This is a genomic window from Pedobacter jeongneungensis (assembly GCF_000633455.1).
Taxonomy (GTDB): Bacteria; Bacteroidota; Bacteroidia; order Sphingobacteriales; family Sphingobacteriaceae; genus Pedobacter; species Pedobacter jeongneungensis_A.
Genome location: NZ_AYMG01000009.1, coordinates 22,470 through 40,116 on the forward strand (window position 1 = coordinate 22,470; position 17,647 = coordinate 40,116).

At 35.9% G+C, this 17,647-nt stretch carries 18 protein-coding genes; 9 read left to right on the top strand and 9 right to left on the bottom strand.

The window, feature by feature from the left end:
• The first annotated feature begins 1 nt into the window (after nt 1).
• Nucleotides 2–1,267 (top strand): aspartate kinase, encoded by a 1,266-nt coding sequence (locus tag U859_RS0107860; protein ID WP_025142856.1) that lies wholly within the window; start codon nt 2–4, stop codon nt 1,265–1,267.
• Between the two features lie 203 nt (nt 1,268–1,470).
• Nucleotides 1,471–2,658 (top strand): class I SAM-dependent methyltransferase, encoded by a 1,188-nt coding sequence (locus U859_RS0107865; protein WP_025142857.1) that lies wholly within the window; start codon nt 1,471–1,473, stop codon nt 2,656–2,658.
• 591 nt (nt 2,659–3,249) lie between these two features.
• Here the strand turns inward: U859_RS0107865 and U859_RS0107875 are convergent.
• The 4 genes from U859_RS0107875 to U859_RS0107890 all read right to left on the bottom strand — a co-directional run bounded on the left by U859_RS0107875 (nt 3,250) and on the right by U859_RS0107890 (nt 6,126).
• Nucleotides 3,250–3,447: a cold-shock protein gene (locus U859_RS0107875; RefSeq protein WP_025142859.1), complete on the bottom strand. Its 198-nt coding sequence runs from the start codon at nt 3,445–3,447 to the stop codon at nt 3,250–3,252.
• A 209-nt stretch (nt 3,448–3,656) separates the two neighbouring features.
• Nucleotides 3,657–4,292, bottom strand: a complete 636-nt coding sequence (locus tag U859_RS0107880; RefSeq protein ID WP_025142860.1) for a peroxiredoxin — start codon at nt 4,290–4,292, stop codon at nt 3,657–3,659.
• 164 nt (nt 4,293–4,456) lie between these two features.
• Nucleotides 4,457–5,551 carry a S1C family serine protease gene (locus tag U859_RS0107885; RefSeq protein ID WP_025142861.1) on the bottom strand — a complete coding sequence of 365 codons (1,095 nt, stop codon included), beginning with the start codon at nt 5,549–5,551 and terminating at the stop codon, nt 4,457–4,459.
• 8 nt (nt 5,552–5,559) lie between these two features.
• The gene (locus tag U859_RS0107890) at nt 5,560–6,126 is read right to left on the bottom strand and encodes an RNA polymerase sigma factor (RefSeq protein WP_025142862.1); all 567 of its coding nucleotides are present in this window, start codon (nt 6,124–6,126) and stop codon (nt 5,560–5,562) included.
• Between the two features lie 205 nt (nt 6,127–6,331).
• On the opposite strand from U859_RS0107890, the gene U859_RS0107895 reads away from it, so the two are divergent.
• The 6 genes from U859_RS0107895 to U859_RS0107920 all read left to right on the top strand — a co-directional run bounded on the left by U859_RS0107895 (nt 6,332) and on the right by U859_RS0107920 (nt 9,708).
• Entirely contained in the window at nt 6,332–6,550 is a 219-nt protein-coding gene (locus tag U859_RS0107895; protein ID WP_025142863.1) for a hypothetical protein, read from the top strand.
• Nucleotides 6,551–6,697: 147 nt separating this feature from the next.
• Nucleotides 6,698–6,916 carry a hypothetical protein gene (locus U859_RS0107900; protein ID WP_025142864.1) on the top strand — a complete coding sequence of 73 codons (219 nt, stop codon included), beginning with the start codon at nt 6,698–6,700 and terminating at the stop codon, nt 6,914–6,916.
• Nucleotides 6,917–7,047: 131 nt separating this feature from the next.
• Nucleotides 7,048–7,269 (top strand): hypothetical protein, encoded by a 222-nt coding sequence (locus U859_RS0107905; protein ID WP_025142865.1) that lies wholly within the window; start codon nt 7,048–7,050, stop codon nt 7,267–7,269.
• A 139-nt stretch (nt 7,270–7,408) separates the two neighbouring features.
• On the top strand, nt 7,409–7,606 hold the full coding sequence (locus U859_RS0107910) for a hypothetical protein (RefSeq protein ID WP_025142866.1): 198 nt from the start codon (nt 7,409–7,411) through the stop codon (nt 7,604–7,606).
• A gap of 116 nt (nt 7,607–7,722) precedes the next feature.
• Complete coding sequence (purB, locus tag U859_RS0107915; RefSeq protein WP_025142867.1) at nt 7,723–9,069, top strand: adenylosuccinate lyase; 1,347 nt, start codon at nt 7,723–7,725, stop codon at nt 9,067–9,069.
• Between the two features lie 87 nt (nt 9,070–9,156).
• On the top strand, nt 9,157–9,708 hold the full coding sequence (locus U859_RS0107920) for a NifU family protein (RefSeq protein ID WP_025142868.1): 552 nt from the start codon (nt 9,157–9,159) through the stop codon (nt 9,706–9,708).
• Between the two features lie 227 nt (nt 9,709–9,935).
• On the opposite strand, the gene U859_RS0107925 is transcribed toward U859_RS0107920, so the two are convergent.
• The 5 genes from U859_RS0107925 to U859_RS0107950 all read right to left on the bottom strand — a co-directional run bounded on the left by U859_RS0107925 (nt 9,936) and on the right by U859_RS0107950 (nt 15,511).
• Nucleotides 9,936–10,724 carry an inositol monophosphatase family protein gene (locus tag U859_RS0107925; RefSeq protein ID WP_025142869.1) on the bottom strand — a complete coding sequence of 263 codons (789 nt, stop codon included), beginning with the start codon at nt 10,722–10,724 and terminating at the stop codon, nt 9,936–9,938.
• A gap of 59 nt (nt 10,725–10,783) precedes the next feature.
• Nucleotides 10,784–11,932, bottom strand: a complete 1,149-nt coding sequence (locus tag U859_RS0107930; RefSeq protein WP_025142870.1) for a prolipoprotein diacylglyceryl transferase — start codon at nt 11,930–11,932, stop codon at nt 10,784–10,786.
• Between the two features lie 438 nt (nt 11,933–12,370).
• Nucleotides 12,371–13,693, bottom strand: coding sequence for a tRNA (N(6)-L-threonylcarbamoyladenosine(37)-C(2))-methylthiotransferase MtaB (mtaB, locus tag U859_RS0107935; protein WP_025142871.1), 1,323 nt, complete (start codon nt 13,691–13,693; stop codon nt 12,371–12,373).
• Nucleotides 13,694–13,863: 170 nt separating this feature from the next.
• Nucleotides 13,864–14,430: a UbiX family flavin prenyltransferase gene (locus U859_RS0107940; protein WP_025142872.1), complete on the bottom strand. Its 567-nt coding sequence runs from the start codon at nt 14,428–14,430 to the stop codon at nt 13,864–13,866.
• A gap of 439 nt (nt 14,431–14,869) precedes the next feature.
• Entirely contained in the window at nt 14,870–15,511 is a 642-nt protein-coding gene (locus U859_RS0107950) for a Crp/Fnr family transcriptional regulator (RefSeq protein WP_025142873.1), read from the bottom strand.
• A 286-nt stretch (nt 15,512–15,797) separates the two neighbouring features.
• On the opposite strand from U859_RS0107950, the gene U859_RS31580 reads away from it, so the two are divergent.
• Nucleotides 15,798–17,645, top strand: a complete 1,848-nt coding sequence (locus tag U859_RS31580; RefSeq protein ID WP_025142874.1) for an ATP-binding protein — start codon at nt 15,798–15,800, stop codon at nt 17,643–17,645.
• Nucleotides 17,646–17,647 lie beyond the last annotated feature (2 nt).

Genomic DNA, 17,647 nt, shown 5'->3' on the forward strand with positions numbered 1-17,647 from the left:
TATGGATATTTTTAAGTTTGGAGGTGCCTCGGTAAAAGATGCGGCAGGTGTAAAAAATCTGGCCAATATTGTTCGCGATTACAAAAAAGGGAACTTGCTGATCGTAATTTCGGCCATGGGTAAAATCACGAACAGATTGGAAGACCTAACATATGCTTTCCTCTCACAAAATGATGAGGCACATGCAATTTTCGAAGAAATTAAACATTTTCATTTCAACATTATAGACGAACTTTTTCAAGGCAAACACCATCCGGTTTATGATGATGTGGCCAATACCTTTGTCGAAATTGATTGGTTGATTGAGGATGAACCTGATAATAATCCGGATTATATTTACGATCAGATTGTATCCATTGGCGAGGTAGTTTCTACTAAAATTGTAGCAGCATGGTTAAATGAAACAGGAAATAAGGCGCTCTGGGCCGATGCACGCAATTACATCCAAACCGATAATACCTACAAGGAAGGAAAAGTAGACTGGGCAAAAACCAATCAGATTATACAGAAAGATTTAGTGCCGCTGTTAACCGACAATATCATTGTAACACAAGGTTTTATCGGCGGAACAAGTGAAAATTATACAACAACATTAGGTCGCGAAGGTTCTGATTATTCAGCTGCTATATTTGCTTCTTGTTTGGATGCAGCGGCTTTAACCATCTGGAAAGACGTTCCAGGCGTATTAAATGCAGATCCAAAATGGTTTGATGAGACTGAAAAAATCGCTCAGCTATCCTACCACGATGCGATAGAGCTTACTTATTATGGTGCAACGGTAATCCATCCCAAAACCATAAAACCGCTTCAAAACAAAGGTATTCCGCTTTTTGTAAGGTCTTTTATTCAGCCAGAGGGTTCAGGAACAGCAATTACCAAAGAAAACAATCCTTTACCTATCCCCTCTTTTATTTTTAAGGTAAACCAGGCATTAATTTCTATTTTCCCAAAAGATTATTCCTTTATTATTGAAGAAAACCTGAGCAATATCTTTGAGCTTTTTCATAAGCATAAAATTAAAATCAATACCATGCTTAACTCTGCAATCAGCTTTTCGGTAAGTATTGATGATCATCCTGTTCAGATTGAAAAACTAATTAAAGACCTTTCTGATGAATTTACGGTAAAATACAACAAAGGATTGGAACTGGTAACCATCCGTTATTACAACCAACAGACGATTGATCGTGTAACCGTTGAAAAAGATATTTTACTCGAAGTAAAAAGCCGCCATACCTGTCAGATGGTGATGAAAAATAGCGTCTAAAACCAAAATATTATTAATCTAAAAATATTGTCATTCTGAGGATCGTCATTGCGAGAAGGCTTTTTCAGCCGGCGAAGCAATCTTTGTAGCAGAGCTCGCGAACATAAAAGATTGCTTCGTCGTTCCTCCTCGCAATGACGACCTTTTTGTAGAAATCAGACAATAGTACTTTAGCCTTTGAAGCAACGACCTAAATTAACCCCATGAACAACAAACTTTTAGCTAACCCTGTACAAGATTACATCAACGCAAACTTAAATGCAGATGTAAATCAGATCGCTTTAGCTAAAAGTCCGTTCGAGGGCATTGCTTCGGCAGAATTAGCCACCCAGATTACCGCAAAAAAGAAATCGGAGAAGAAATTACCAACCTGGTTTAATACAGCGCATATTTACTACCCTCCAACGTTATCTATCGAGCAAACTTCTTCCGAAATTACTGCAAATTATAAATCAAAACTGGCCAAGGGCAATACTTTAATCGATATTACGGGAGGTTTTGGCATTGACACCTATTATTTCTCTAAAAAAGTACAAGAAGTTACCCATTGCGAAATCAATCCCGAATTATCGGCAATAGCGCAACACAATGCACAGGCACTGGAGTTAAAAAATATCAAATTTAAGCCAGAGGATGGTATTGCTTATATTCAAAATACTGATAAAGCATTCGACACCATTTATGTAGATCCGGCACGGAGAGCAGAAAAGGGCAAGGTTTTTATGTTGAAAGATTGCACACCTGATATTGTGGGTAACCTGGATGCATTATTAAAAAAAACATCAAGGATTATTATCAAAACCGCCCCATTGCTTGATATTTCAGCTGGACTGGCCGAATTAAACCAAGTGAGTGAAATACACATCGTAAGTGTAAAAAACGAGTGTAAAGAACTTTTATGGATAATTGACAAAGGATTTGATCAAGACACCAAAATTATTGCCGCAACATTAAATAACGGAGTTGAAAAAGATTTTTTTTTTTACCGGTTGGCAGCTAATGTAGAAGTACAGTTTACTGAAAGTTTAAGCATAGATAATTATTTGTACGAGCCGGATGCAGCATTATTAAAATCAGGTGCTTTTAATTTAATTGGCTCAACTTATGGTCTTTCAAAATTGCATCCACAAACGCAATTATTTGCCACCAGCACCATAAACAAAGATTTCCCAGGTAGGATATTTAAAATTGAGACCATCTTAACTACTGGCGAACTCAAAAAACAGGAAAACTTAAAAGGAAATGTTATTGTCAGGAATTATCCGGCAAAACCTGAAGATCTGGTAAAAAAATATAAAATCAAAGCAGATCAGGAGCAGTTTTTGATTTTCACAAAGATTGCCAACGGAGAAAATGTAATTTTAAAAGCTTCGATTATACAGTATTACTAATTGTTATTCTAAATGAATTGGCTGTCATTCTGAACGCAGTGAAGAATCTTTCATCTACAAAAAATATTAAATCAAAAACCAACTATTTTTTAGGAAAGCAGGTTCAGAAGCCTTTGGGATACCACAGCCCCGCTCCCGCTTCTGCCGATGAAAATATCGGCATCTCGCTAAGATCGGGTTTAGCTGGCTTAAATAGTACAACTATTATTTGTAAAATAAACCCGACAGACAGCATTATCCCAATCTGAGTATTATATTTTATCCTTAGAGGATCTCAATCGGGATTAAGCAAATGGCGGGACTATAGGAACCGAAGTGCCACAGCTACTACTTTTCAAAAAAAATATGTCAAAACCAATCCATATAACATTTGCAAACTGTCATTCTGAATACAATAAATAATCTGTAAGTAGTTAACAATCAACATAATGACAATTAGCTTTTGTGTAAAGTTCAGTCCAAAGTCCAGCATTTCATCGTTAGGGATTCTTCACTGCGTTCAGAATGACAAACGAGGCGCTGCAAAATACAAAAAGCCTTTCTCTTGAAAGGCTTTTTGTAGGGATGAAGAAATAATCGTTATATGATTGCTTAAACTTTTTTAACGTTTACTGCCTGTAAACCTTTTCTGCCTTCAGCTACTTCAAATTCTACTGTGTCGTTTTCTTTCAAGCTTTCGATTCCACCTAAAACATCTTTAAAATGTACAAATAAGTCTTTATTGTCTTCTTGCACAATAAATCCAAAGTCTTTTTGAGTGTTAAACCACTTAACTTTTCCGGTTGCCATAAAAAAATAAAAAATTGTATAAAATAAATAAACCTTTTACGCTTTGATCAGCATTTCATTCAACCAATTGACTATTAAAACAGAAAAACAATCAGTTTGAGCGTTAATATTGAAACAAAACTATCAAATATAACCATTTGAACCTGTAATGCAACCAATTTTTGATCGTTCAACAAGAATGTTGCGTTTCAAAAAGCAGATTGTTCAAATTATTTATTCGGCTGAGGTGTAGTACGTAAATATGGCTTAATTACTTTATGCCCTTTTGGAAATTTAGCCGGAATATCTTCGGTTTTGATGCTGTTCACCACAATTACATCTTCCCCATCTTTCCAATCGGCTGGTGTAGCCACGCTATAATTGGCGGTAAGCTGTAAAGAATCGATTACACGTAATACTTCATTAAAATTTCTTCCTGTAGAGGCCGGATAAGTAATCGTTAATTTTACCTTTTTATCAGGACTGATGACGAACAATGACCGAACGGTTAATGTTTCTGAGGCATTAGGGTGGATCATATCGTAAAGGTTGGCCACAGTTTTATCCGGGTCAGCAATAATTGGAAACTCAACCGAAGTATTTTGCGTTTCATTAATATCATTGATCCAGCCTTTGTGCGATTCGGCAGAATCGACACTTAATGCCAAAACTTTAACATTTCTTTTTTCAAATTCACCTTTCAGCGCAGCCGTTCTTCCCAATTCCGTGGTACAAACAGGGGTATAATCTGCAGGGTGAGAAAACAGTACGCCCCAGCTATCACCCAAATATTCGTAAAAATCGATTTCACCAATAGAGGTGTTAGCCTGAAAATTTGGTGCGGTATCGCCTAGTCTTATGCTCATAATATGATAATTTTTAAGTTGATTAAAACAAATCTAATCAATAGTATAGTAAATACATAGACATAATATTATTTTAAGACGTCTAAATTACAATTCCAATAAAAAACCCTGAAGATTTTAGATCTACAGGGTTTAACAATATTAATTTGTTTGGGGGTTTTAACTTAGTATGCTTTGATCATAAATACATAATCCTGTATTTTTTCGATCTGCTTTGTGCGTTTTAGGCCAGAAAGCAGGCTTCTTTTATTGGCAGAAAGCTTATTGCTTCCCAATGAATCCTGGGGGATCGCCCTCATGGCTTCTAAAATGTATTTTGATTTAATTGCAAAAGCTGCACCTTCTGTTTGATCTGGTTTACCGCTGATAATCCCAACTAAATTTCCGTTGTTATCTAAAACTGGTCCGCCACTGTTTCCAGGATTAACCGAAATGGCAACCTGATATTGAGTGGTATCACCAATAAAACCATTTTTCGAACTCACATAACCTTCTCCCAATACCGCGTCATCTTTTGGATAACCTAAAGTATATACCATTTCGCCAATGCTGCTCATGCTTCTTTTAATACTATAAGGTATAGATGATAAGTTGCTGAAATGTTTATCGCTGATTTTTAAAATCGCAATGTCATTCTGAGGATCAGTATAAACCGATTTTACTTTGAATGATTCCCCTTTACTATTCTGTACATATAAAGAATCGGCACCATTAATAATATGAAGATTGGTTAAAATATAACCATTGGTAGAAATGGCAAAACCGGTACCGCCAAAACTATTCTGAACACTTGGTTTATCAGATGTGGTGGTATTATTATTGATTTTTCTGATCAGGCTATTTTGTGTTTTTATAGCCTTATTTACCTGATTGCTCAATTGCCTGTAGTGTTCTTCCTGTTTACTGCTGTGCTGGATGGAATAAATAGAAACCAGTGAAAGCACTAGAAAAGAAGCGGCAACCGCAATTGCAGATTTATGTTTACGCCATAACTGCACCACCTTTGATGGGTGCGGCCTTAGTACGTTAGCTAAGCTTTCCACATCGATTTCTGCATGGATCTGGTTCAATTGTTCTTTTAAACGCAACTGCCCGGCAAACGTTCCCATAGATTCTAAAAAGAACTTATGCGAAACTACTTTATGATCTACTGTGGCATCATTACGACGTAACTGTTCAAAAGCTTCAGTTTCCTGTACATTAAGTTTACCCAAAAGGTAATCTTCAATAATTGCATCTAACTCCAAATCGTTTCTCATTTCAATTATTATGGTTGAAAAAATATTTTCTTTAACCGTTGCAGGCATTTATATTTCTGCGTTTTTGCATTATCCGTATTGGTATAACCAAACTTCTCGCAAATATCCTGCATGGATAAATTGTGGATATAAAAATCCTGAATAATGGTTTTACAAGGTTCGCCAAGATGATCGAGTGCCGATTGCATTTTTACAAATGCAGCATCTTTTTCTTCATGCTCCTCCACATCTTCCTCCACTGCAAACACATCTTCATAATCGGTAATGTTGCCGGCCTTTCTACTGTTCAGGTTGAGTTTCTTCAACCAGATGCGGCGGCATACCGAATAAATGTAGGTTTTAAGTTTGCTGCTCAGCTCAAAATTACCCTCCTTAATTTTGTTATATAAAATAATAATGGCCTCCTGGTAAACATCTTTTGCATCGTCTTCATCACCATTATTATTAAGGATAAATTGCAAAACCATTGCATAATAAGCCTTGTATAACTTGTTAAGTGCATCTTCAGAGTTATTTAGAATACCTAAAATAACTTCTCTATCTGTTGGAACTGAACCCTTTAAACTGTTATTCACTAGTTAATACATTTTTCGGTAAATAGTAACCCAATATTAGACAAAAAAATATTTATAGCTACTATAATTGCTTAATACAAAATACCCCAAACGGTAACCCAAAGGAAAGGGTAAAAAAATATTTCAACTTTTTTTCAAATTATCGGGTTACCTTTCTACCTTTGCGGCATTAATAAGAAATTAATTACTTTAAAAAAATTCAAAAATGAAAAATGCATTCAAATTAGGCTTTTTAGCTTTAGCTTTATCTTTATCAGTTGTTGCTTGTAACTCAGAGAAAAAAGCTGAAGGTGCTGATACTACTTTAACTGATTCTTCTACTATCGTTACTGATACTACTGCAAAAGATACTACAGTTAAAGATTCTACAGTAAAAGATACTACTGTAAAAGCTACTACTACTACAACTGAAGTTAAACACTAGTCTAACTTTACCATATAAAAAAGGCTTCTGATTACACATCAGGAGCCTTTTTTATTTTTTTTTCATTTTTTTTTATTTTTTCGGGTTACCTTTTTCAGTAATGGGTATTAACAGGTAAATTAATTAATTACTTAAAAAATATTCAAAATGAAAAATGCATTCAAATTAGGCTTCTTAGCTTTAGCTTTATCTTTATCAGTTGTTGCTTGTAACTCAGAGAAAAAAGCAGAAGGTGCTGATACTACAGCTACTGATTCTTCAACTGTAATCACTGATACTACTAAAAAAGATACAGTAGTTAAAGATTCTACAGTAAAAGATACTTCAGTAAAAACTACTACTGAGAAAACTGAAGTTAAACACTAGTCTAACTTAACATAAAAAAAGCCTCCCGATGTAAAAATCGGGAGGCTTTTTTATTTTACAGGCTATAATGGGGTTACCTTTTTAAATTTAGGGTATTAATAGTATATATTAACCCTAAAACATATATCAAAATGAAAAATGCATTCAAATTAGGCTTTTTAGCCCTGGCTTTATCTTTAACAGTTGCTGCTTGTGGCGATTCAACTAAAAAAGCTGATGGCGCTGATACTACAGTTACTGATTCTTCTACAATTGTTACTGATACTACTAAAGTTGACACTGTAGTTAAAGATTCTACTGTAAAAGACACCACAGTTAAAGCTACTACTACTAAAGAAGAAGTAAAACACTAGTTAATTTAACTAGATAATATAAAAAAGGTCGCGATTTTTACATCGCGACCTTTTTTATTTAAGAATAGCAGGTTACTTTTCAGGCTTTTTTGTATAAATTAGTAATTAATTAATTTTTAAAACCAAACAAATTAAAAAAATGAAAAATGCATTCAAAATGGGCTTTTTAGCTCTGGCTTTATCTCTATCTGTAGTTGCTTGTAAATCAGAAAAGAAAGATGGCGGAACAGATTCATCTAAAGTTGATTCTACAGTTGTTGATACTACAGTTAAAGATACTACTGTAAAAGACACAACCGTTAAAGACACTCTAAAAGCTGATACAACTAAAAAATAGTTTTATCTAACCATTACAAAAAAGCCTTAGTAACCTAAGGCTTTTTTTATTTTATTTATCAAGACCTTAAAATCCATCAATTGTAGTAAATTTGCGGCAAAAATATAATCCGCATAATGAATTTAACATCACTACAAGCTATTTCACCTGTTGATGGTCGTTACAGAAAAACAACCGAAAGTTTAGCTGCTTACTTTTCTGAAGAAGCACTGATTAAATACCGTGTTTTTGTAGAAATCGAATATTTTATCGCACTTTGTGAGATCAACTTGCCTGGCTTGGAAAATTTTGACAAAAATCTTTATGCCGAATTACGTAAAATCCACGAAAATTTCTCAGAAACCGATGCCCTGGAAATTAAGGAAACCGAAAAAGTAACCAATCATGATGTTAAAGCGGTTGAATATTTTATTAAAAGTAAATTTGATGCCCTTTCACTCCAAAACTATAAAGAGTTTATCCATTTTGGTTTAACTTCTCAGGACATTAACAATACGGCCATTCCTTATTCTATTAAGCTGGCTTTAAACGAAAGTTACTATCCGGCCATTAATACTTTGATCGAAAAAATATATGCACTGGCTACAGAGTGGAAAGATATTCCGATGCTGGCACATACGCATGGTCAGCCGGCCTCTCCTACTAAACTGGGAAAAGAATTTTTGGTTTTCGCCGAACGTTTAAGCATTCAGCTGGAAAGTTTAAAAACTATCCCGAACAGTGCAAAATTTGGTGGTGCAACCGGAAACTTTAACGCACACCATATTGCTTATCCTCAAGTAAACTGGGTTGATTTTTCTAACCAGTTTGTAAACGAAACTTTAGGCTTAACCCGTGCACAACACACCACACAGATTGAGCATTACGATCAGTTTGCCGCACAATGTGACGCGCTAAAACGCATCAATAACATCATTATCGATTTAGACAGGGATATCTGGACTTACATTTCTAAAAATTATTTCAAACAGAAAATAAAAGCCGGAGAAATTGGTTCGTCGGCTATGCCACATAAAGTTAATCCGATCGATTTCGAAAATGCAGAAGGAAATGCAGGCATTGCAAATGCCTTATTTGAGTTTTTTGCTGCTAAATTACCCATTTCTCGTTTACAGAGAGATTTAACCGATTCTACCGTTTTAAGAAACGTTGGCGTTCCTTTCGGCCACACGCTAATTGCCATCAATTCTACTCTACGGGGTTTAAATAAAATCTTGTTAAATGAAGCAGCCTTACATGCCGATTTAGATGATAATTGGGCAGTTGTAGCAGAAGCAATCCAAACGGTATTGAGAAGAGAGAACTATCCAAATCCTTATGAGGCTTTAAAAGAACTGACCAGAACAAACTCAAAAATCAATGCGGCAAGTATTGCAGAATTTATTGAAGGACTGAATGTTACTGAAGAAATAAAAGTGCAATTGAGAACGATTACCCCTTTCAATTACACCGGCGTTTTTTAAGCCGATTAAATTGACGTTAAGCAGACAGCAGTTAAAGGTTTTATTAATGACTTATTGTTAATTTTGTTTATTCAAATTGATTAAGACATGACGATTAACGTATATACAGAACAGACTCCAAATCCAGCTACCATGAAATTCATGGTAAACAAGCTGTTAATCAATGGCAGTGAAGATTTTGCGACTAAAGAAAGTGCAGAACATTCTCCATTTGCTAAAGAGTTATTTAAGTTCAACTTTGTTTCTGGTGTGTTTTTCGCCAGTAACTTTGTTACCATCACTAAAACTGATGATGCTGAGTGGGCAGATATTGAAGCCATTTTGAAAGAATTTGTTAAAGGAGCGGTAGAATCTGAATTAAAAATTAAAGAAGCAACAACTGAAGAAGCTCCGGCTTTTGAAGGTTCGGAAACTGAAATTAAAATCCAGCAGATCCTTCACGATTACGTTCGTCCGGCTGTAGAACAGGATGGTGGTGCCATTACCTACAAATCTTTTGATGAAGGTGTAGTTACTGTAGAATTACGTGGCTCGTGCAGTGGTTGCCCATCATCTACGATTACGCTTAAATCAGGTATTCAGAATTTATTACAGCGAATGGTGCCTGAAGTTACAGAAGTAGTTTCTGAAGCGCTTTAAGATTAAGCATTTTTCATAGTACATATATAGTGAAAAGGTCCCGGTGTAAATCGGGACCTTTTTTTATGTGCTTAGTTTCTTCGTCTCTATCCGATAGAGCGTAGCGGAATGGAGAAATCTATTAGAAAAGTCGTCATTGCGGGAAGGTAAGACGAAGCAATCTTACAACGATCGCTACTAGCGCCCGCATTAAGATTGCTTCGTACCTCGCAATGACGAGTTATAGATTAAAAATACTGCTTAATTGCAGTTAACATTTCAGCGGTAAGTTTACCGTTAGTCGCTAATATTTCCCTTTTCTCAAAGTAATCATTGCCTCCGGAGAAATCGTATACCTCTCCTCCTGCCTGCTGCACAATAAAACATCCGGCTGCAAAATCCCACTGTTGAAGATTGAACTCGAAAAAAGCATCAAAACGTCCGCAGGCGGTATATACCAAATCTACTGCTGCTGCACCAATTCTGCGTACACCGTGACTTTTTTGCATCATTTCGGCCAATAACTTCAAATATTGAGGCTGTTTATCAAATTGATAATAGGGAAATCCGGTAGCCAATAAACTTGATTTTAAATCAGGGTTAACAGAAACTTTAATTTCCTTTTTGTTCATAAAAGCCAGGCCGCCTTTGTATGAATAAAACATTTCTCCCCTGTTTAATTCGTAAACTACCCCTACAACAGGCAATCCATCTTCGTAAAGGGCTACACTAATTCCATAAGCCGGTATGCCATGGATAAAATTTGTTGTACCATCTAAAGGATCGATGATCCAGGTATAGGTTTTTCCTGCCCTGCTGATGGTTTTCTCTTCAGTTATAAAACCGGCATCAGGAATCAATTTTTCAAGATTTTGAACAAGCTTCTGTTCTGCTGTTTTATCAACATAAGAAACCATATCATTTAATCCTTTGTATTCAATTTTTTGTGCATCAAATTGCATGGCTTCTTTACGGATAAAATTTCCGGTAAGCTTTACAATCGATATCACCTTATTGCATAGTAATTCGTAATTCATAGCTATTTAACAACCAAACATAGTTGTTGTTGGATTTTAAATGAATATTTAAGAACGGTTTAAGCCAGTTGATTCTTGTTCCTTAAGGCATAAGCACTTAGTGCAATCCCACCAACTACAAGGAATGTAGAAATCATTTCGGCCTGGGTAAAGCGAAGACCAAAAACATGGTATTTTGAATTTACACGGATTAATTCGATACAGAAACGTTCGATACCATTTAAAATCATATAAATACCGAACATTAAGCCAGGTGCCTTTATTTTATCTCTAATTTTCCATAAAAAGGCAAAAAGAATGAAACAAATAATGACTTCATAAATTGGAGTTGGATATACACCCTGGGCCAGTTCGTTACAGAATTTACCGTTACAACCCGGAATTGGAATTCCTTCGCCTACCACGTTATTTGGATATTTATATGACCATAACCAATCTGGCAACCAAGAAAAAGGCTTCGGATTTAGGTTTACAATTCCCCAATCGCCATCGCCAGCTAAATGACAACCGATACGACCTACAGCGTAAGCCAGCATCATTCCCGGGCCACCCACATCAAGCATGTGCAGGGGTTTTATGCCGTTTCTTTTAGCAATAATTAGTACTGCTGCACCGCCACAGATTAAACCACCGTAAAAGGTTAAGCCACTAAAAGATAATAACCTTTCGATTGGATGCTGAACAAAATCATCCCAATATTCTAAATTATCAAAGAATTTAGCCCCTAAGAAACCCCATATTGCGGCCCAAACAATCAGGTTGCTCATGGTTTGATATGGGTGAACAGTAACCAACGTTTCTTTTGGTTTATCTAATTTATGCTTATTTTTTTCAGTGTAATCCCAATAGGCGAATAAACCAGCGAAGAACAAACCACCGATAATATTTCCTTTAGCCGACATGAGTATGCCCTGCGCGTCGCTTACAAAAAGCCTGTAATTTAATAAGGCATATACCAGTTTATAACCAATAACAAAGCCAAAAAGGCCATTCATAATCAGCTCTGATGTTGTAGCGGGTTTACCAATTACAACTGTTTTTTTAATTGGATGAAGTATGCCCAGCGCTTCTTTACGCTTAAGTTCTTTGGTAAAAGCCCAATAGCCGGCCACAAATGCCAGTGCCACAAAAACACCGAAAGTATTAAATGGAAGCGGTAAATTAATGCCGAAAAGGTATTCTAAAAAATGTGAAACGGTAGGAAACATACAAATATTTTGTTGCGAAGATAGGAAAGAAAGACCAAAGCTGAAAGACTAAAGAGGAAAGGCTTAAAGGTCAAAGCAGAAAGACCAAAGACCACGGTTGAAAGCTGAAAAAGTGTGTTAAAATTTATTTTGGAAAGAGAGGCTCAGTTTTTCATCGGTTATTACAGCCCTGCTCTACACTTTACTCTCCCGATTGAAAGAATCGGGATTCGTGCCCGCTCCGATCAGGTTTAATTAACTTATTATAGCAATCCTTGGGATAAGAATAAAGACAAAATCGATAAGCAAAACATTTGTTGGACAGCGTCGCATCAATTCCATCATCCATCTTACATTTTCCATCACTTAAGATCCTTCGACTACGCTCAGGATGACAAACCGAGGGGATGACAGGCTATAATTATAGACTTCGGACTAAGGACTTCCGACTAAAGTCTTTTAATGGTGCGCGTAAACCGTTTCCAGCTCCGCAACTTCAACCTCACCATCGGCGGTAATTTCTAAAAGCTTAACGGCTTTTAATTCGTTTACCATCAAAGGATCGTATTTGGCACGTACTTTTACATAGTTTTTAGTAAAGCCGTGCATATAGCCTGATTTTTGGTCAGCTTCGAAAAGCACTTCGCCTTCGGTACCTATTTGAGATTCGTAAAAAGCCCTGCGTTTTTTATCAGATAAAATATGGAGCATTTTACTACGCTCGTTACGCTCACTTCCCGTTACCACACCTTTCATTTCAGCCGCTGCAGTTAATTCGCGTTCAGAATAAGTAAATACATGCAGGTAAGAAATATCAAGCTGATTTAAAAACTGATAAGTATCTAAAAAGTCTTCTTTTGTTTCGCCAGGAAAACCCACAATCACATCTACACCAATACAGCAATGTGGCATTACCTCTTTAATTTTGGCAACACGCTCTACGTACAAATCCCTGCGGTAACGGCGGCGCATTAAACCTAAAATTTTATCGGAACCAGACTGTAAAGGAATATGAAAATGCGGAACAAATCTTTTTGATGTAGCCACAAATTCGATGATTTCGTTACTCAAAAGATTAGGCTCTATTGATGAAATACGGATTCTTTCGATTCCTTCTACTTCATCCAGTGCTTTAACCAGATCGAAAAATTTATCTTCACGCTGGCCGTTACGGATCCCGAAATCGCCAAGATTTACTCCTGTTAATACGATTTCTTTCACACCACTTTCGGCAATCATTTTAGCACGGTTAACCACATTCTCAATGGTATCACTACGGCTTGCGCCACGAGCCAAAGGAATGGTACAATAGGTACATGGGTAATCGCAACCATCCTGCACTTTTAAGAAAGTACGTGTTCTATCGCCAATTGAATAAGAGGCAATAAAATTATGGTTAACTTTTTCTATATTTTGCTGATGAACCACAGCTTTAGGCTGCTTGGTTAAATCGGTAATGTATTCTACAATCCTGAATTTTTCTGCAGCACCTAAAACCATATCAACACCTTCTATTTCGGCAATTTCTTGTGGTTTTAATTGCGCATAGCAACCTACAATGGTTACAAATGCATTAGGTGAATACTTTAAAGCCTCTTTAACAACTTTACGGCATTTTTTATCCGCATGCTCGGTAACAGAGCAGGTATTAATCACATACACATCGGCCTGATCCTGAAATTCTACCACAGCGTAACCGGCATCGGTAAATAAACGACCGATGGTTGATGTTTCAGAGAAATTGAGTTTACAACCTAATGTATAAAATGCGACCTTTTTCATTGAGCCTGCAAAGATAAGAAATTTGTTCGGAGTTAGGAGTTTGTACAGGCCATAGCGCACAAATTACAGTGAATTAACAAAAGACTAGTTTGCAGTTGGGTGTTTGGAGTTTGGAAAATTTAACAGAGCAGACTGGTTTACTCTAAACTCCCAACTTAAAACTCCAAACTTTATTCATTCCACCGATAACTTTCCTGCTCAAAACCTGCTAAATCCAACACCCTGCTAATTACTGTACCTGCAACTTCTTCTATGGTTTTGGGCAAACTATAAAAAGATGGATTTGCAGGACAGATAATTCCACCTGCTTCGGTAACCATTTTCATGTTGTTAATATGGATCAAGCTGAAAGGCGTGTCTCTAACTACAGCAATCAACTTTCTTCGCTCTTTTAGCACTACATCTGCAGCCCTCGAAATCAAATCGTTCGATATGCCATGCGCAATACGGCCTAAAGTACCCATTGAGCAAGGAACGATAATCATGGTGTCGTATTTTGCCGATCCTGACGCAAAAGGCGCATTAAAATCGTTCTTATTATAAAAAGTAAAGTCTTTAAAATCGTTATAGTTCTGGTTGTTGAGTTCGAACTGCCATACCTCTTTTGCATTATCGCTCATTACCACACCAACCGCTTCAATCTGATCTCTCAACGCATATAACTGATCGAATAAAACCTTGGCATATATAGCACCACTGGCACCTGTAACAGCAACAATTACTTTCTTTTTCATCATGAAACAAAAATAGGTTTTCTGGAGGGATTAAAATAAAAAAAGGGCCAGAACATTGTTCTGACCCTACATCTACCTATGAAAAACATACCCTCGAAAGGGTAAGAACAAATATATATAAATTTTTAAAAAAATGTAAGCAAGAAATGTTAAATCGTACAAATGACGTATTTAAATCAAAAACAAAATATAACAACCTGATTAACAATGCAATAATTTTTATTAAAAAAATAAAAAAACTATTTTATCAGGTAAAAACACAATATTTTCTATAACATTATTAAGCAAAATGTATTACAAATTAGTCACTTTTACTCAGTATGCCAATACATTTAGAATTCCATACCGTTATTTCTACGATTTCACTTTACATTTTTTTGATATTAAAATAACATTTGAACTCAAATACCTTAGTATCTCATATGCGATCTTTCAATCATGATTATTGTATTTCTGTAAACTGCAGCGCCAGCTTTGACCTGATTCGGCTTAAGGTTTCCAATCTCATGCATAAAAATGAAGCAATATATTTTAGAGGAACCCTGTTAACCAGTTCCGGATAAGATTTCATAAACCTGAGGTATCGTTTCTCTGCGGATTGTAACCTTGAAATAAGTGCTCTTTCGCAGGCCTGCAAATAATGTAGCTGGGTTATTTTCCGGCTTACATAGTTTACAATCTGGTAATTAAGGTATAACAGTTTCGACATGGTGTAGGGAACAGCTATAGCAACTACATCTTCAAGAGCCTGTACATACTCCTCAGTAGGCTGGCTTTCATCCCAAAAATTACTAATGTTACCAACAAATTCGTTTTCTTTTGCAATCCAGGTGGTTATTTCCTGGTTATCTTCTTTCATATACCCCCTTACAATACCATTTAAAATGAGGTATGTACATTTATCGCGGTGCAATGGGGAAGTTATAAACTTATTTTTTTTAAAAGTAACAGGAAAGGTATGGCTATTAATGATAAATTCTATTTCAGGCGTTAAGTCGTGAAACAATCTATATACTTTTATCAATGGCGAAAAGCCATTAAAAGGTAGCCACTTATCTTCTGAATAAATGTTTTCGGGATTCATGTTTTATCTATTGTGTAACTGCAAAATAATCGCTCAAAAAGAACGACAAACGAAAATATTATCTACCTATTTCTGAAACACAGATCCAGGAAAAATGTTTAGCTAAAAATAATTTATCCATAAAAATAAATGCTCACTACTGTTTTCTAGTGATTATATATTGAAAAGTTACATAACCTCTGTACATATACTACATTTTTGTAGTATAAATATTATGCTTTCATAGCAAATCTGTTGGCAATTAACGTCCTAAAGATTATATTTGGTAAAGCGCCAATTCAATTTTATGATCGATTTAACCTCTTCATTTCTAAAAGCATTATTAAAACACTCCAAATCACCCCTGATTATTTTTAAGATAAAACCTGTATTGGTGGTAGTGGAGCATAATGATGCTTATCAGGCTTTAATAGAGCGGATTGGAGGGGAATTAAAGTTTTACGACATTGATGCAATCCCTAATCTGTTATCTAACCGGGAAAAGGATTTACTCATTAAAACAGTACACAAAGTAAGCGAGCTTAAAACAAAAAACAGTTTAATTATCCATCCCATTTATTCCAATTCACCAAATGTGAATTGGGAGCTTGAATTTTCTCCGGTGTTTCAGGGTCAAAATCCAGTTGAATATATCGTTTGTTCGCTTAAAGAAATTCCCACCAATGAAAATGATCTCGAGCATATTTTATTCGAACTTTCTGAAAGCGAAGCAAGATTTAGGGGCTTTTTTGAGCAGGCACCCTTGGGTATGTGCGTACTACGGGGCAGGGAGCTAATTACGGAGTATGCAAACGATAATATTTTAAAACTTTGGGGCAAAACCAGAAAAGAAGTAATTGGCATCCCACAAGAAGAATCACGACAGGAACTTGGTTTACAAAGACAGATATTAAGCCGTGTAAAGGATATTTTTAAAACGGGTGAACCTTTAACATTAAATGAACTTAAAATTTCGACACCCATAGCTGATGGCTACTTTATAGCCATGTACCAGCCGCTAAAAAACGATAAAAATGAAGTAACCAGCATTTTAGTAATTATTAAAGATATTACTGAACAGGTAAACTTTAAAAAGGAACTGCTTAAGGCGAAAGATATTCTAAAAATTGCTATGGATGCTTCAGAAATGGGTTCCTGGAATATTGATATCGAAAGCAAAAAAGTACTTTTATCAGAAAGGGCACAGCAGATTTACGAACTGGATAGCAATAAATTAAGTCTGGATGAAGCAAAATCGCTCATCAGTCCCGAAAATTTAACATTACTAACCAGTAGCATCAGGAAAGCACTACATAACAAAGAAGCATTTAATATTGAATATCAGATCAATATAAACGGGATTAAAGCCAAAACAAAATGGTTAAGAACGGCTGGAAAGGCTTATTACAATGAACAGGGAAAGGGTGTTTATATTGCCGGAGCTGTTTTGGATATCACAGAGCATAAACAGGATGAGATCAGAAAAAATGATTTTATAGGAATGGTAAGTCATGAGCTTAAAACACCATTAACCGCCTTAAACGCTTATGTGCAGCTTTTACAATATAAACTTAAAGAAACCGATAATGAATTTACGACAGAAACGCTGGATAAGATTAATGTTCAGTTGAAAAGAATGTCGTTGATGATAGATGGTTTCTTAAATGTATCCCTACTGGAATCGGGCAAAATTTTACTAAATAGAACAGATTTCGACCTTGTAGATTTGATTAAAACCATTGCAGAAGAAAACAGGGTAATTTTACCAAGTCATTTTATACAGGTAATCGGATCTGAGGGGATGATTGTAAATGCTGACCGGGAAAAAATCGGCAATGTGGTGAACAACCTGATCAGTAATGCGGCCAAATATTCAAAAAAAGAATCTTTAATTGCCATAAAATGCGAAAAAAGAAAAGGTGAATTAGTGGTGAGTGTAGAAGACGAGGGAATAGGTATTAAAGAAAGCGATATCCCTAAGCTTTTCGACCGGTTTTTCCGGGTAGAGAGTTTGGTTACGCAAACCATTGCGGGCTTTGGCGTTGGTTTATATATCTGCGCCGAAGTAATAGAAAGGCATCAGGGAAAAATCTGGGCGGAAAGTAAATTCGGAGAAGGTTCTACCTTTTATTTCAGCTTGCCTACTACAGAATAAAT

Bases quoted from the DNA above. Each gene is read 5' to 3' on its own strand.
- purB (WP_025142867.1), top strand. From the start codon at position 7,723: ATGAATTTAACATCACTACAAGCTATTTCACCTGTTGATGGTCGTTAC.
- U859_RS0107900 (WP_025142864.1), top strand. From the start codon at position 6,698: ATGAAAAATGCATTCAAATTAGGCTTCTTAGCTTTAGCTTTATCTTTA.
- U859_RS0107895 (WP_025142863.1), top strand. From the start codon at position 6,332: ATGAAAAATGCATTCAAATTAGGCTTTTTAGCTTTAGCTTTATCTTTA.
- U859_RS31580 (WP_025142874.1), top strand. From the start codon at position 15,798: ATGATCGATTTAACCTCTTCATTTCTAAAAGCATTATTAAAACACTCC.
- U859_RS0107885 (WP_025142861.1), bottom strand. From the start codon at position 5,551: ATGAGAAACGATTTGGAGTTAGATGCAATTATTGAAGATTACCTTTTG.
- U859_RS0107860 (WP_025142856.1), top strand. From the start codon at position 2: ATGGATATTTTTAAGTTTGGAGGTGCCTCGGTAAAAGATGCGGCAGGT.
- U859_RS0107920 (WP_025142868.1), top strand. From the start codon at position 9,157: ATGACGATTAACGTATATACAGAACAGACTCCAAATCCAGCTACCATG.
- U859_RS0107905 (WP_025142865.1), top strand. From the start codon at position 7,048: ATGAAAAATGCATTCAAATTAGGCTTTTTAGCCCTGGCTTTATCTTTA.
- U859_RS0107925 (WP_025142869.1), bottom strand. From the start codon at position 10,724: ATGAATTACGAATTACTATGCAATAAGGTGATATCGATTGTAAAGCTT.
- U859_RS0107950 (WP_025142873.1), bottom strand. From the start codon at position 15,511: ATGAATCCCGAAAACATTTATTCAGAAGATAAGTGGCTACCTTTTAAT.
- U859_RS0107865 (WP_025142857.1), top strand. From the start codon at position 1,471: ATGAACAACAAACTTTTAGCTAACCCTGTACAAGATTACATCAACGCA.
- U859_RS0107930 (WP_025142870.1), bottom strand. From the start codon at position 11,932: ATGTTTCCTACCGTTTCACATTTTTTAGAATACCTTTTCGGCATTAAT.
- U859_RS0107880 (WP_025142860.1), bottom strand. From the start codon at position 4,292: ATGAGCATAAGACTAGGCGATACCGCACCAAATTTTCAGGCTAACACC.
- mtaB (WP_025142871.1), bottom strand. From the start codon at position 13,693: ATGAAAAAGGTCGCATTTTATACATTAGGTTGTAAACTCAATTTCTCT.
- U859_RS0107875 (WP_025142859.1), bottom strand. From the start codon at position 3,447: ATGGCAACCGGAAAAGTTAAGTGGTTTAACACTCAAAAAGACTTTGGA.
- U859_RS0107940 (WP_025142872.1), bottom strand. From the start codon at position 14,430: ATGATGAAAAAGAAAGTAATTGTTGCTGTTACAGGTGCCAGTGGTGCT.
- U859_RS0107910 (WP_025142866.1), top strand. From the start codon at position 7,409: ATGAAAAATGCATTCAAAATGGGCTTTTTAGCTCTGGCTTTATCTCTA.